At 71.2% G+C, this 13660-nt stretch carries 10 protein-coding genes; 7 read left to right on the top strand and 3 right to left on the bottom strand.

The features are described from left to right. Positions 1-3 precede the first annotated feature (3 nt). Together CSX12_RS12850 and hrpA are read right to left on the bottom strand one after the other, a co-directional pair. Positions 4-948, bottom strand: a complete 945-nt coding sequence (locus CSX12_RS12850) for an NADP-dependent oxidoreductase (protein WP_017202611.1) — start codon at positions 946-948, stop codon at positions 4-6. 38 nt (positions 949-986) lie between these two features. Further along, positions 987-4904 (bottom strand): ATP-dependent RNA helicase HrpA, encoded by a 3918-nt coding sequence (gene hrpA, locus CSX12_RS12845; RefSeq protein ID WP_124896041.1) that lies wholly within the window; start codon positions 4902-4904, stop codon positions 987-989. Between the two features lie 43 nt (positions 4905-4947). Here hrpA and CSX12_RS12840 point away from each other — a divergent pair, with 43 nt between their 5' ends. Beyond that, complete coding sequence (locus CSX12_RS12840; protein WP_124896040.1) at positions 4948-6111, top strand: heparan-alpha-glucosaminide N-acetyltransferase domain-containing protein; 1164 nt, start codon at positions 4948-4950, stop codon at positions 6109-6111. Positions 6112-6130: 19 nt separating this feature from the next. Here the strand turns inward: CSX12_RS12840 and CSX12_RS12835 are convergent, their stop codons facing one another. Then, the gene (locus CSX12_RS12835; protein ID WP_124896039.1) at positions 6131-6916 is read right to left on the bottom strand and encodes an SDR family oxidoreductase; all 786 of its coding nucleotides are present in this window, start codon (positions 6914-6916) and stop codon (positions 6131-6133) included. A 127-nt stretch (positions 6917-7043) separates the two neighbouring features. Here CSX12_RS12835 and CSX12_RS12830 point away from each other — a divergent pair, with 127 nt between their 5' ends. The 6 genes from CSX12_RS12830 (at position 7044) to CSX12_RS12805 (ending at position 13660) form a co-directional block, all read left to right on the top strand. Continuing rightward, complete coding sequence (locus tag CSX12_RS12830; protein WP_017202607.1) at positions 7044-7631, top strand: TetR/AcrR family transcriptional regulator; 588 nt, start codon at positions 7044-7046, stop codon at positions 7629-7631. A 55-nt stretch (positions 7632-7686) separates the two neighbouring features. Further along, positions 7687-8523, top strand: a complete 837-nt coding sequence (locus CSX12_RS12825; RefSeq protein ID WP_124896038.1) for an aldo/keto reductase — start codon at positions 7687-7689, stop codon at positions 8521-8523. Between the two features lie 76 nt (positions 8524-8599). After that, positions 8600-9169, top strand: a complete 570-nt coding sequence (gene msuE / locus CSX12_RS12820) for an FMN reductase (RefSeq protein ID WP_124896037.1) — start codon at positions 8600-8602, stop codon at positions 9167-9169. A gap of 32 nt (positions 9170-9201) precedes the next feature. Next, entirely contained in the window at positions 9202-11004 is a 1803-nt protein-coding gene (locus CSX12_RS12815; RefSeq protein ID WP_124896036.1) for a DUF255 domain-containing protein, read from the top strand. A 173-nt stretch (positions 11005-11177) separates the two neighbouring features. After that, positions 11178-12245 carry a histidinol-phosphate transaminase gene (hisC, locus tag CSX12_RS12810; protein WP_124896035.1) on the top strand — a complete coding sequence of 356 codons (1068 nt, stop codon included), beginning with the start codon at positions 11178-11180 and terminating at the stop codon, positions 12243-12245. Further along, the gene (locus tag CSX12_RS12805) at positions 12242-13660 is read left to right on the top strand and encodes an amino acid permease (RefSeq protein ID WP_241160459.1); all 1419 of its coding nucleotides are present in this window, start codon (positions 12242-12244) and stop codon (positions 13658-13660) included. Before hisC ends, CSX12_RS12805 begins: the two co-directional genes overlap by 4 nt.

Here is a 13660-nt window from a genome sequence, read left to right as displayed (position 1 = left end):
GTGCTACGGCACCAGGATGATCTTGCCCGAAGCGGCGCCGGATTCCATGAGCTCATGGGCCTGCGCCGCTTCGGTGAGCGGCAGCTGCGGTCCGAGCTCGATCGTGAAGTCGCCCGTGTCGAGGAGCTCGATCGTCTTCGGCAGCGCCTCGGCACGCCACGCGAGCTCCTGCTCCGTCAGCGGGACGGGGGAGCCGCCGGAGAAGGCGCGGATCCCGAAGGACGCGGCGTCCGGCCCGCGCACGATCGTCGCGATCCGGTTCCGGTCGGCGACGAGCGTGAGGGAGGTCTCGATGGCCTCGTCCGTGCCGGCGCCGTCGAGCACCACGGTGACGGGGGAGGGGGCGGCCTCCCGCACGCGCTCCAGCAGGCCGTCGCCATACGCCACGGGGATCGCGCCGAGCTCACGGAGCTGGTCGTGGCGCGCCGGGCTCGCGGTGGCGATGACGGTCGCCCCCCACGCGACAGCGAACTGCACCGCCGCCTGGCCGACGGATCCGGATCCGGCGTGCACCAGCAGCACGTCGCCGGCGGTCACGCCCAGCGAACGCAGCGCCTGGTACGCGGTGCCGGCGGGGATGCCGATCGCCGCTCCCTCGGCCATCGTGACGGAATCGGGGAGCTTGGCGAGCTTCTCGGCAGAGATCGCGATGGCGGATGCGTAGGTTCCGACTCCGTCGCGGATGGCCACCCGGTCGCCGACGGCGAGGTCGTCGACCCCTTCGCCGAGCAACTCGACGACACCGGCGCCGTCGAACCCGACAGGACGCGGCTCGGTGATGGGCGGAGAGGGGCGCTTGCCGCTGCGCAGCTTCGCATCGATCGGGTTGGCGCCTGCCGCCTCGATGCGCACGACGACCTCACCGCGTGCTGCGACGGGGTCGGGGATCTCCATCAGGTGCAGCACAGCGGGGGAGCCGATTTCGGTGTAGACGATCGCACGAGCCATGCGTTCAGGCTACCCGTGCCGAGGGCGGAGGCGACGGCTCAGCGCCCGGTGAGCGCCTTCATGATCCGCTGCGGCGACACCGGCTGCGCCGTGCCGAGCCGTTGGGCGAACACGCTGACGCGGTACTCCTCCAGCAGCCAGCGCACCTCGACGAGGGTGCGCGGCGCGTCGGGTGCGAGGGGGATGGTTCCCCCGGCATCCTCGAACGCCTTCGCCATCCGCTCGTACTCCGTCATGCGGGCGCGGTCCTTGCCCGGCTCGCTGGCGAGCGTCTTCAGCCGGTCCAGCATTCCCTCGAGATAGCGAGGGAAATGCGCGAGCCGATCCACGCCGGCCGCGGAGACGAAGCCCGGATGCAGCAGACCGCTCAGCTGGGTGCGGATGTCGTTGAGCGGGCCGAGCAGGGCGAGCGAGTTCTGCGATTTGATGCCGCGTTCCACGTCGCGGGACTTCGTCAGGATGCGGGCGACCAGCGAGACGCAGGCGAAGAGCCGGTCGACGAGCACGGTCGACACCGCGTCGCGCACACGCGTGAACTCCGCCTCGCTGCGGACGATCCCGGTCGGCGCTATGTCCTCGATCACGGCGCGCGCGACGGCCCTGCGACAGTCCTCGATCAGCGCGGCGGCGGACGCGTAGGGGGAGGCCGCGAGAGCGAGCTTCTCCTGGCTCGTGAGATGCTCCTGCACGTACGACGAGGGCGAGGGCACGCCCAGCAGCACGAGCCGCAGCACGCCGTCGCGGGTGGCGGCTGCGGCGGCATCGGGGGTGGATTCGACCCGTACCGAGACGCTCTTGCCCTGGTCGACGATGGCCGGATAGCCGCGCACGACGCCCCCGGCGACGCGGGTGTCGAGGACTTCGGGCAACTCCCCGAACGTCCAGCTCGTCAGACCGGTCTGCTCGACCGGCGCGGCGGCGACACGTTCCGCGCCCTGCTTCGTCCCCGGGGTGGCGGCGCGCGGAGGGGCGGCGATCGAGCGGGCGACACTGCTGCGGGCGCGGTCGGAGAGCTGCGTCTGGAGCGCGCGCAGGTCGCGTCCGGAGCCGACGATCCTGCCGCGCTCGTCCACGGCACGGAAGTTCGTGCGCAGGTGCGCCGGCACCCGCTCGTCGTCGAAGTCGGCGGCCGAGACCAGCTGATTGGCGAGCGGCTGGATACGACGGGCGAGGGCTTCCTTGAGCGTGCGCGGCGGCAGCCCACCGTGCGATTCCGGTCCCTCCTCGGCGAGCTCGGCCCCGAACTTCTCGGCCCAGTCGGCGGCGGGCACCACATGACGACGGATCGCCTTGGGGAGCGCACGCAGCAGTCCGGTGACCAGCTCGGCGCGGAGACCGGGAACCTGCCAGTCGAAGCCGCGGTCCTCGAGCTGGGCGAGCAGCGGCAGCGGCACGACCACGCTGACGCCGTCGTCCGCGGCTCCGGGCTCGAACCGGTAGGCGAGGCCGAGCACCTGGTCGCCCTGCGTCCACCGTGTCGGGAACTCGCGCTGATCCGCGCGCTCCTCGTCGTCGATCAGGTCGCTCTCGCGCATCACGAGCAGCTTCGGCGTCGCGGCCATGGCCTCGCGCCACCAGGCCTCGAACGAGCGCACGTCGAAGACCTCGGCGGGGATGCGCTCGTCGTAGAAGCGGAACACGGCTTCGTCGCCCGCGAGGATGTCGCGACGGCGTTCGCGCTCCTCCAGCTTCTCCAGGCGTCTGCGCAGCTCGGCGTTGCTGCGCCAGAACGAGCTCACCCGCTTGTCGATCCGCGTCGGATCCCACTCGCCCTCGACGAGCGCGTGCCGCACGAAGAGCTCACGCGAGGCCGCCCTGTCGATACGGGCGAACTGCACGCGCCGACGCGGGATGATCTCCAGACCGAACAGCGTCACCTTCTCGAACGCGACAGCGGCCCCGGCGTCCTTCGACCAGTGCGGCTCGGTCACCTGGCGCTTGGCCAGGTCTCCGGCGAGGGGTTCGGCCCAGGCCGGATCGATCGCAGCCACCGTGCGGGCGAACGTGCGGGAGGTCTCGACGATCTCGGCGGCGATCACCGCACGGGGGCTCTTCTTGCGCAGCCCGGAGCCCGGGAAGATCGAGAAGCGGATGCCGCGCGCTCCGCGGTACTCGGCGATGTGCCGCGTCTTGCCGGCGGCGGCGGTGCGCTCGTCGAGGATGCCGATCTGCGAGAGCAGGCCGGAGAGCAGGGCGCGGTGGATCGCATCGGGGTCGCTGGCGCCCCCGCCATCCCCGCCACGGTCGCTCGTCTTCACGAGCGTGCGCAGCTGACGGTGCACGTCGAACCACTCGCGCACCCGCACGTAGTTCAGATGCTCGGAGCGGCACAGTCGACGGAACGCGCTCGAACCGAGCTCGCGCTGCTGCTCGCGCAGGTGGTTCCACAGGTTCAGCAGGGTCAGGAAGTCGCTGGTCGGGTCGACGAACCGCGCGTGCAGGCGATCCGCCTCCTCCCGGCGCTCCTCCGGTCGCTCCCGCACATCCTGGATGGTCATCCCTGACACGATCGCGAGCACGTCGCGTGTCACCGACGAGTGGGTCCCTGAGCCTGTCGAAGGGCGTCCCGCCTCGATCAGCATGCGCGCGAACCGCGGATCGATCGGCATGCGCGAGATCTCGCGGCCGATGCGGGTCAGGTGTGGGGAACCCTGACCTGGTCCCTGAGCCGGCCGAAGGGTGACGGCACCCAGCTCGGTGAGCAGATCGAACGCGGCCTTCACTCCCCGGGAGTCGGGCGGGGTGAGGAACGGGAACGCGGTGATGTCGCCGAAGCCGAGCGACAGCATCTGCAGGATGACCGAGGCCAGCGACGTGCGCAGGATCTCCGGCTCGGTGAACTCGGGCCGCGCCGCGTAGTCCTCCTCCGAGTAGAGGCGGATCGCGATGCCGTCGCTCGTGCGGCCCGCGCGACCGGAACGCTGGTTCGCGGACGCCTGCGAGATCGGCTCGATGGGGAGCCGCTGCACCTTGGAGCGGTTGCTGTACCGCGAGATGCGGGCGGTGCCGGTGTCGATCACGTACTTGATGCCGGGGACCGTGAGGCTCGTCTCGGCGACGTTGGTGGCGAGGATCACCCGACGGCGCACGCCGGCGACGCGGCTACGTTCGAACACGCGGTGCTGGTCCGCGGCGGAGAGGCGGCCGAACAGCGGCAGCACCTCCGTGGGGGAGCGGTCCTTCGCATAGGCGCCGCGCACGGCATCGGCCGCATCCCGGATCTCGGCCTCGCCGGGCAGGAAGACGAGCACGTCGCCGGGCGGCTCGCGGTCGAGCTCGCGCAGGGCGGAGACGATGGCGGAGACCTCGTCCTCCGGCTCGCCGCCGGACGCCGCGTCGTCGTCGGCGTCGTCGACCGGCCCGCGGTAGCGGATCTCCACCGGATAGGTGCGCCCGGAGACCTCGATGATCGGCGCCGGGGTGCCGTCCTGCGCGGCGAAGTGCTTCGCGAAGCTCTCCGGATCGATCGTCGCCGAGGTGATGATCACCTTCAGGTCGGGGCGCTCCGGGAGGATGCGGGCGAGGTAGCCGAGCAGGAAGTCGACGTTGAGGGAGCGCTCGTGCGCCTCGTCGATGATGATCGTGTCGTAGCGGGTGAGCAGCCGGTCGCGGTGGATCTCGTTCAGGAGGATGCCGTCGGTCATCAGGGCGATGCGGGTGGCGTCTGACACCTTGTCGGTGAAGCGCACCTTGTAGCCGACGAGCGTGCCGAGCTCGACCTGGAGCTCCTCGGCGACGCGCTCCGCGATCGTGCGGGCGGCGAGACGTCGGGGCTGCGTGTGCGCGATGCGCTCGCGTCCGAGTTCGAGCGCGATCTTGGGCAGCTGCGTGGTCTTGCCCGATCCGGTGGCGCCGGCGACGATCACGACCTGGTGGTCGCGGATGGCGTCGGCGATCTCGGCCCTGGCGGCACTGACCGGCAGCTCCGGGGGATAGGAGATCACGGGGGAAGACATAGCCCTCCATCGTATGCCGGGATCGAGCACATACGATCGTCGGATGACGAGAGCGCTGCGCTGGTTCCACGAGTTCGGGCGGCCGCCGCGCATCCTCGGCCTCGACGTCGCCAGAGGGCTCGCGATCCTCGGCATGGCGGGGGCGCACATCGGCGAGACCGAGCCGTTCGAGTGGCTCGACCCGTCGACGTGGACGGATCTGGTGCATGGGCGCTCCTCGATCCTGTTCGCGGTGCTCGCCGGGGTCTCGATCGCGCTCATGACCGGTCGCAGTGCGCTCCCGGAGCGGGAACGCATCCCCGGGATCCGGCTGAACCTGATCGGCCGCGGAGCCGTGATCTTCGTGATCGGTCTGGGGCTGGAGATGCTGAACACCCCGATCGCCGTGATCCTCACGCTGTACGGGCTGCTGTACGTGGCGGTGATCCCGGTGCTGCGCTGGCGACCGTGGCAGCTGCTGACCGGCGCCGCCGTGCTCGCGGTGGTCGGTCCCGCCCTGCTCGCCCTCCTGAGCGCCGTCGCGCTGAACCCCTACGGTTCGGGGATCGGATTCGTCCTGTACGGCTCCTATCCGCTGACCGTGTGGATGGCGTTCGTGCTGGGCGGCATGGCGCTCGGTCGACTCCGGGTCGATCAGGTGCGGACGGCGGTCGTCGCGCTCGCCGTGGGCGTCGTGCTCGCCGTCGTCGGGTACGGTCTGGGCGGCATCGGACAGGCGGCCGGGGTCGGCGGAGGGAGCGGGAGCAGCTCGATCATCGACGGCGACATCGAGGGCGACCTGATCTCGCCCTCGGGCTGGGAGGACTACCCGCAGGCGCTCGCCGCCGTCGATCCCCTCGGCGCGGTGCTGCGCGCCGTGTTCGCGGTGGAACCGCACAGCGGGGGCACGGCCGAGATCTTGGGCTCGGGAGGTTTCGCGCTGGCCGTGGTCGCGCTGTGTCTCCTGCTGAGCAGGCCGCTGCGGTGGCCGCTGCTGCCGCTCGGCGCCCTCGGGTCCATGCCGCTCACGGCATACAGCGCGCATGTCCTCTCGGTGGCGCTGGTGGGCGGTCCGGGCGGCTTCTTCTCGAACAACGGCTTCTGGGCGGCGACCGCGGTGGGGCTGCTGATCGCGACGACGCTGTGGTCGATGTTCTTCGGCCGCGGACCGCTGGAGCGCCTGGTCGGTCGGGGAGCGGCGGCGATGGCGGCGGTGCCGCGACGCTGACCGCCCCTCCCCGGCCCTTTCAGAAGTGGGTGCCGCCGTCGATGCGCACCTCGGTGCCGGTGATGAAGGCGCCGTCTTCGCTCGCGAGCATCGCCACCACGCCGGCGACCGATTCCGGTCCGGCGAAGCCCTGGCCGATGGCGGGGGAGAGCTTCATAAACAGGCTCATGTCGGCATCGGACGGCAGGCCGGGACCGTTGCTCTGACCGCTCCGGCCCGTGCCGTCGGTCATCCCGGAGGAGATCGAACCGGGCTGCACCGCGGTGAAGCGGATCCCGCTCTTGGCGTACTCGGCGGCGAGGGTATGGGTCATCGACTGCACGCCGCCCTTGCTGGCCGCGTAGGCCGCCATGTAGGGATGGGCGAATCCGGCGGAGGTCGAGCTGAAGTTGACCACGGCGGAGGACGTGCCCTCGAGCAGGGCGGGGATCGCCTCGCGGATCACGAGGAACGTGCCGATCAGGTTGATCCGGATGACCTGCTCGAACTGCTCGAGAGTCGTCTCCCGGGTGTGCGAAGAGCGCAGGATCCCTGCGGCGTTCACCAGCACGTCCAGCCCGCCGAGGATCGCGACGGCTTCGGCGACGCCCGCGGTGACGGAGGCCTCGTCCGCGATGTTCATCGTGACGGTCGTGAGGCGCTCGGCCAGCGGCCCCGCCTTGGCGACCGTGTCCTCGAGGCCTGTGGTGCTGACATCGGCGGCGACGACGGTGCCGCCCTCGCGCAGCATCCGCAGCACCGTGGCCTGGCCGATGCCCGATCCTCCTCCGGTCACGAGCGCCCTGCGTCCTTCGTAGCGGTTCATGGACTTCCCTTTCTCTGGTGATGTCGCGATATCGGCGACCCTGATGGGCAGACTATGCCTATATGGCAGATCGTGCCACCTGGGCTCAACCTGTCATCAACGTCGGGTATTCCCTTACGCTGAGTCCGTGGAGACCTCGAATCTGACCGAGCGCCGGAAGGCGGTGACCGAGCGCGAGATCGCCGCCGCGGCTGCGGGACTGTTCGCCGAGGTGGGTGTCGCCGGTGTCACCGCAGAGCAGATCGCCGCGCGCGCAGGAGTCTCGGTGCGCACGTTCTATCGCTACTTCGCACGCAAGGAGGATGCGATCGCCCCGATCCTCCGCGTCGGAGCCCGGAGATGGCAGGAGGCGTTCGCGGAGGTCGGCGAGCAGTCGCTGCGCGCGCAGATCCCCGCGGTGATCCGGTCGCAGCTCTCGGGAGGCGAGGGACAGGAGCTGGAGACGATGCGCGGAGTGCTCCGCGGACTCGACGACGACACGGCCATGCGCGACGTCTGGCTCCGCGTCAACGACGACTCCGAACGCCAGCTCCGGGAGATCCTCCAACAGCGTGGGCTCGGCGCGTGGCACGCACGCCTCCTCGCCGCCGTCGCGACGGACGCCATCCGCGTCGGCTTCGAGCAGTGGGCGGCCGACACGGCAGGACCTCGCCCGGCGGAGCGGGCGGTCGATGCCTTCCAGGCGATGTCGCGGGGGCTCGACGGTCTCGATTGACGTCTTTCGTCAAGGGGCTTGGCTGGCCTGTCATCACAGGTCATAGGCTGGGGCCATGACCATTCCTGCACTCGAATTGAACGACGGCCACTCCATCCCCCAGCTCGGCTACGGCGTCTTCAAGGTGCCGCCGGCAGAGACCGAGCGCGCCGTGAGCGAGGCCCTCGAGATCGGCTACCGCCACATCGACACCGCCGCGATCTACGGCAACGAGGAGGGCGTGGGCGCGGCCATCGCATCCTCGGGCATCCCGCGGGACGAGCTGTTCGTCACGACGAAGCTCTGGAACGACCGCCACCACGGCGAGGAGCCCCGCGCCGCGATCGGCGAGAGCCTCGACAAGCTCGGCCTCGAGCACGTCGACCTGTACCTCGTGCACTGGCCCACCCCGGCCAAGGACGACTACGTCCACGCGTTCGCGAAGCTGGTCGAGCTGCGCGAGGCCGGTCTGACGCGCAGCATCGGCGTCTCCAACTTCCTCGTCCCGCACCTGGAGCGCACCGTGAAGGAGACCGGCGTCGTGCCCGCCGTCAACCAGATCGAGCTGCACCCCGCGTACCAGCGCCGTGAGGAGGTCGCCTGGGCGGACGCGAACGACGTGCGCATCGAGGCGTGGGGCCCGCTCGGACAGGGCAAGTACGACCTGTTCGGCATCCCGGCCGTCGCGGATGCCGCTGCAGCTCACGGTGTCACCCCGGCGCAGGCGGTGCTCCGCTGGCACCTGCAGAAGGGCATCATCGTCTTCCCGAAGTCGGTGCGCCCCGAGCGTCTGCGCGAGAACCTCGACGTGTTCGGGTTCGAGCTGACCGATGCTGAAGTGGCCGCGATCGATGCACTCGACCCGCTCGACGGCTCCGGTCGCGTGGGGTCGCACCCGGACGAGGTCAACTGACCTCCGCTCTCCGCTCACATGACGCCCCGTGTCGCCGCGCGCGACACGGGGCGTCGTCGTGAGTACCGTCGAGGCCATGACAGCTCCGTTCCGCGTCGTCGCCGTGTCGGGATCCCTGCACGAGCCGAGCAAGACCACCGCCCTCGTCCGTGCGATCACGGCCGCGATCGGCGAGCGTGCCGAGGTCGACGCGCAGCTCATCGAACTGACGCAGATCGGTCCCGGCCTGGCCGGTGCGCTGCAGCGCGACCAGCTGGCCCCCGAGGTCGAGGCGCAGCTGCAGGCGATCGAGTCGGCCGATCTGCTCATCGTCGGCAGCCCGGTCTATCGTGCCTCGTTCACGGGGCTGTTCAAGCACCTGTTCGACTTCGTCGGCCAGTACGACCTGGTGGGCAAGCCGGTGCTGCTCGCGGCGACGGGCGGCGGCGAGAAGCACGCCCTGATCATCGAGCACCAGCTCCGCCCGCTGTTCGCCTTCTTCCAGGCGCTCACCCTCCCGGTCGGGGTGTACGCGAGCAACACCGACTTCGACGGCTACGAGATCGCGTCCGAGGTGCTGCGGGCCCGCATCGCCCTCGCCGCCGAGCGTGCCCTGCCGCTGGTCGGCTATGCGGCGTCGCGTCCGGTCGAGCTCCTGGTGGGCTGACTCCCCACCCCACGCGGCGTAGCGTTGGCCACATGACCAACCGGCTCGCCGAGACCCTCAGCCCGTACCTGCGCGCGCACGCCGACAATCCCGTCGACTGGTACCCGTGGGGAGAGGAGGCGTTCGCCGAGGCGCAGCGGCGCGACGTGCCCCTGCTGATCTCGATCGGCTACTCCACCTGCCACTGGTGCCACGTGATGGCGCGGGAGTCGTTCGCCGACCCGGCGACGGCGGCCCTGATCAACGACGGTTTCGTGGCCGTGAAGGTCGACCGCGAGGAGCACCCTCAGGTCGACGGCGCCTACATGGCTGCGGCCTCGGCGTTCACGCAGAACCTCGGTTGGCCGCTCACCGTGTTCACCACTCCCCGGGGGCGCACCTTCTACGCCGGCACCTACTGGCCGCCCGAGGCGCGTGCGCCGATGCCTGCGTTCCGCGACGTGCTCGCTGCGGTGCGCGAGGCGTGGACGCAGCGCCGCGCGCAGGCGGAGGAGTCCGCGGATGCCGTGACCGAGGCCCTCGCCCGCGCCGCGGAGACCTCGCCTTCCGACCTCCCCGACCCCGCGGCGATCGCGGCGGCGGCGACGGCGATCGCCCAGCGGGAGGATCGGCAGTTCGGGGGTTTCGGGGCCGCACCGAAGTTCCCGGTCGCGACGACGCTGCGGTTCCTGCAGCACCCGCTGGTGCGCGAGGGCGCGCCGGATGCGGCGGCAGCGGCCGGGCGTGCGCTCGCCGCGATGGCGGACTCGGATCTGCGCGATGCCGACGGCGGGTTCTTCCGGTACGCCACCCAGCGTGACTGGACGGTGCCGCACTACGAGCGGATGCTGACCGACAATGCACAGCTTCTCGATGTCGCCCGCGATGCCGGCGACGAGCAGGTCGTGCGGGGCATCGCCGCGTTCCTGGTCGGGGTGCTCCGACGCGAGGACGGCGGATTCGGAGCCGCCCAGGATTCCGAGTCGGTCATCGACGGGGCGCGCAGTGAGGGCGGCTACTACCTCCGTCCTGTGCCCGAGCGGGCGGAGCTGGAGCCGCCGGCCGTGGACGGCAAGGTCATCACCGGCTGGAACGGCCTCGCGATCGGAGCACTCGCCCGCGCCGGTGCGGCCTTCGACGAGAGCGCCTGGATCGACGCGGCCGTCGCCGCGGCGGATGCCGTGCTGCGGGCGAACCGCGACTCCGACGGTGTGCTGGTGCGGGCGTCCCTCGACGGGCGGGCCTCCGCTGCCGTCGCGACGGTCGCCGACCTGGCCCTGCTCGCGGATGGGCTGTTCGCGCTGGCGCTCGCCACCGGAGAGCTGCAGTGGGCGACGACCGCACGGGGCATCCTCGACCATGCGATCGCAGGCGGCGGCGGACGCGACCCGCTGCTGTCGGCGCAGGGCATCGCGTCGTCCCCCGACCACACCGACGGCGACCTCCCCTCCGACGCGGCCGCCGTCGCCGGGGCCGCGCTGACCGCGTGGTGGCTCGGCGCAGGGGAGGGGTACCGGGAGGAGGCGACCGGGATCGTGCGCACTCTGGCTGCGCGGTCGCTCGAGCAGCCGTTCGCGCACGGTACCCTCCTGCGGGTCGCGGCTGGGTTGGCCCTGCCGCCCCGACAGCTCGTCGTGGTCACCGCCGCTCGCGACGGCGCCCTCGCCGATGCCGCCAGGGGCGCGGAGGCCGAGGTCGTCGCCGTGGTCGCCCCTGATCAGGCGCGACGGTTCGCGGATGCCGGCTTCGCCCTGTTCGAGGGGAAGGACACGACGGCGGAGCGGGCCTACGACTGCCGAGCGTTCGTGTGCCGGCTGCCGGTGAGCGACCCGGCCGAGGTGAGTGCGACCCGCTGAGCACGGACGGCGGCCCCGTCCGCTCGACCTGGACAATCTGCCCAGGCTTCCCCCCACCCGGCGGTGCCGGTTGCGCGGGATGCGCAGCGTGCGGTGCGCCGTTTGCCCAGTCGACGTCATCCGTTCTACTGTTGCGCGACACCTCACCCGATCACAGCAAGGACGCTCTGACGATGCCCCTTCCCACCCGTCCAGGACTCGACGCCGTCCCCGCCTACCGGCAGGGGCGCTCGGCGCCCGCCGGTGCCTCGAAGCTCTCCTCCAACGAGTCCCCGCACCCGCCGCTGCCGTCCGTCGTCGACGCGGTCACCGCGCGCCTGGCCACGCTGCACCGCTACCCGGACATGAGCGCCGCCGCGCTCCGCGAGCGCCTCGCCGCCCGCTACGACGTCGACCTGTCCGAGGTGACCGTGGGCGCCGGGTCGGTCGAGATCGCCGCCCAGCTCATCCACGCGGTCGCCGGTGACGGCGACGAGGTCGTCTTCGCCTGGCGGTCGTTCGAGGCGTATCCCTCGCTCGTGCGCATCGCCGGGGCCACGCCCGTCCCCGTGCCGCTCGACGCGCACCACGCGCACGACCTGGACGCGATGCTCGCGGCGATCACCCCGCGCACGCGGCTGATCTTCGTGTGCAACCCGAACAACCCGACCGGCACGGTCGTCGACGCCGATGAGCTGGAGCGCTTCGTCGCTGCGGTGCCGCACGACGTGCTGGTCGTGATCGACGAGGCCTATGTGCATTTCGACCGCACCGAGAGCAGAGGAGCCGGCATCGAGCTGTTCCGCCGGCACCCCCACGTCGCCGTGCTGCACACCTTCTCGAAGGCCTACGGGCTCGCCGGGCTCCGGATCGGCTACGCGATCGCGCCCGCCGCCGTCGCCGAGAACCAGCGCAAGGTGGCGGTGCCGTTCGGCGTGACCGACCTCGCCCAGACCGCTGCCCTCGCGTCCCTCGACGCCGAGGACGAGCTCGCGACGCGTATCGACGAGGTGGTCGCCCAGCGCGACCGCCTGTACGACGTGCTCACCGCCGCCGGATGGCCCGCCGTCCGCTCGCAGGCCAACTTCGTCTGGGTGCCCGCCGGGGACCGCACAGCGGAGCTCGAACGACTGCTCCAGGAGGGCGGTGTGGTCGCGCGCGCCTTCCCCGGCGAGGGCGTCCGCATCTCCTCGGGCTCCGCGGAGGACATCGACCGGGTGGAAGCCGCCCTCGAGACCGAGCTCGCCGAGGTGAACGCATGACCGATGGGCGCATGACCAACGATCCCGTGACCGAGGTGCCCACCACCACGACGACCACCAAGGGTCTGCACCCGGGACTGACCCGTCGTCAGATCTCGATGATGGGACTCGGCGGCGCGATCGGCGCCGGCCTGTTCGTCGGCTCGGGCCAGGCGATCAGCATCGCGGGGCCCGCCGTCCTCGTCTCGTATCTCGTGGCGGGCGTCATCGTGGTGCTCGTGATGGCGATGCTGGCCGAGATGGTCGCGGCGCGCCCCAGCTCCGGCGCCTTCAGCTCCTACGCCCAGAAGGCCATGGGGCGCAGCGCCGGCAGCGCGGTGGGCTGGCTGTACTGGATCCAGCTGGTCGTGGTGATCGCGGCCGAGGCCACCGGCGCCGGTGCGATCGTGGCGAACTGGACCCCCGGCATCCCGGCCTGGGTGTGGGTGCTCATCTTCGTCGTCGCGCTGACCGCGGTGAACCTGTTCGGCGTGCGCAACTACGGCCGCTTCGAGTTCTGGTTCGCGGCGATCAAGGTCGCGGCCATCATCGCCTTCCTCGTGGTCGGCGTGTGCGCGATCGTGGGACTCATCCCCGATGTGCCGGCGACCGGCATCTCGAACCTCGTCGACAACGGCGGCTTCGCCCCGAACGGCATCGCGGGCATCGCGGGCGCCCTGCTGATCGTGGTGTTCGCGTTCGGCGGCACCGAGGTCGTCGCGATCGCCGCCGCGGAGTCGAACGATCCCGCGCACAACATCCGTCGGATCGTGCGCGAGGTGCTCGTGCGCATCCTGGTGTTCTACGTCGGATCGATCTTCGTGATCGTGGCCGTGCTCCCGTGGAACGACCCGGCGGTGAAGGCCGGCCCGTTCTCGGCCGTGCTCGAGACGCTGAACGTGCCGGGCGTCGGTCTCGTGATGGACCTCATCGTGATCATCGCGCTGCTGTCGGCCATGAACGCCAACATCTACGGCGCCTCCCGCATGGCGTACTCGCTGGGGGAGCGGGGCCTCGCTCCTCTGGCTGCGACCCGGACGAGCCTCAAGGGCGTGCCGTTCGTCGCGGTGCTGGCCTCGGTCGCCTTCGGGTTCGTCACGGTGGGGCTGAACTGGGCGTTCCCCGACGTGGTGCTGCCGGCCCTGCTCAACGTGGTCGGCTCGACGCTGCTCGTCATCTGGACCGCGACCGCGGTGGCGCAGATCATCCTCCGCCGTCGTGCGGATCGCGCAGGCGACGAGATGCCGATGCGGATGTGGGGCTTCCCCTGGCTGTCGTGGCTGTGTCTGCTGCTGCTCACCGCGGTGATCGCGCTGGCGATGATCGATGAGGCCGCGCGCATCCAGCTGCTGCTGACCCTCGGACTCACGGCCGTGCTCCTCCTCGTCGCCCGCGCGACCAGGGGCGTGGCGAGGCCCGGCGTCCCGCGGGAGTGA

The sequence above is a fragment of the Microbacterium sp. Y-01 genome (genome assembly GCF_003856715.1).
GTDB classification, from domain to species: domain Bacteria; phylum Actinomycetota; class Actinomycetes; order Actinomycetales; family Microbacteriaceae; genus Microbacterium; species Microbacterium algeriense.
The sequence above is the reverse complement of the archived record's forward strand: the minus strand, read 5'-3'. Positions and strand labels throughout refer to the sequence as shown.

What these genes read in the sequence shown, in the direction of transcription:
- CSX12_RS12850 (WP_017202611.1), bottom strand. Translation starts at nt 948, where the DNA reads ATGGCTCGTGCGATCGTCTACACCGAAATCGGCTCCCCCGCTGTGCTG.
- hrpA (WP_124896041.1), bottom strand. Translation starts at nt 4,904, where the DNA reads ATGTCTTCCCCCGTGATCTCCTATCCCCCGGAGCTGCCGGTCAGTGCC.
- CSX12_RS12840 (WP_124896040.1), top strand. Translation starts at nt 4,948, where the DNA reads ATGACGAGAGCGCTGCGCTGGTTCCACGAGTTCGGGCGGCCGCCGCGC.
- CSX12_RS12835 (WP_124896039.1), bottom strand. Translation starts at nt 6,916, where the DNA reads ATGAACCGCTACGAAGGACGCAGGGCGCTCGTGACCGGAGGAGGATCG.
- CSX12_RS12825 (WP_124896038.1), top strand. Translation starts at nt 7,687, where the DNA reads ATGACCATTCCTGCACTCGAATTGAACGACGGCCACTCCATCCCCCAG.
- msuE (WP_124896037.1), top strand. Translation starts at nt 8,600, where the DNA reads ATGACAGCTCCGTTCCGCGTCGTCGCCGTGTCGGGATCCCTGCACGAG.
- CSX12_RS12815 (WP_124896036.1), top strand. Translation starts at nt 9,202, where the DNA reads ATGACCAACCGGCTCGCCGAGACCCTCAGCCCGTACCTGCGCGCGCAC.
- hisC (WP_124896035.1), top strand. Translation starts at nt 11,178, where the DNA reads ATGCCCCTTCCCACCCGTCCAGGACTCGACGCCGTCCCCGCCTACCGG.
- CSX12_RS12805 (WP_241160459.1), top strand. Translation starts at nt 12,242, where the DNA reads ATGACCGATGGGCGCATGACCAACGATCCCGTGACCGAGGTGCCCACC.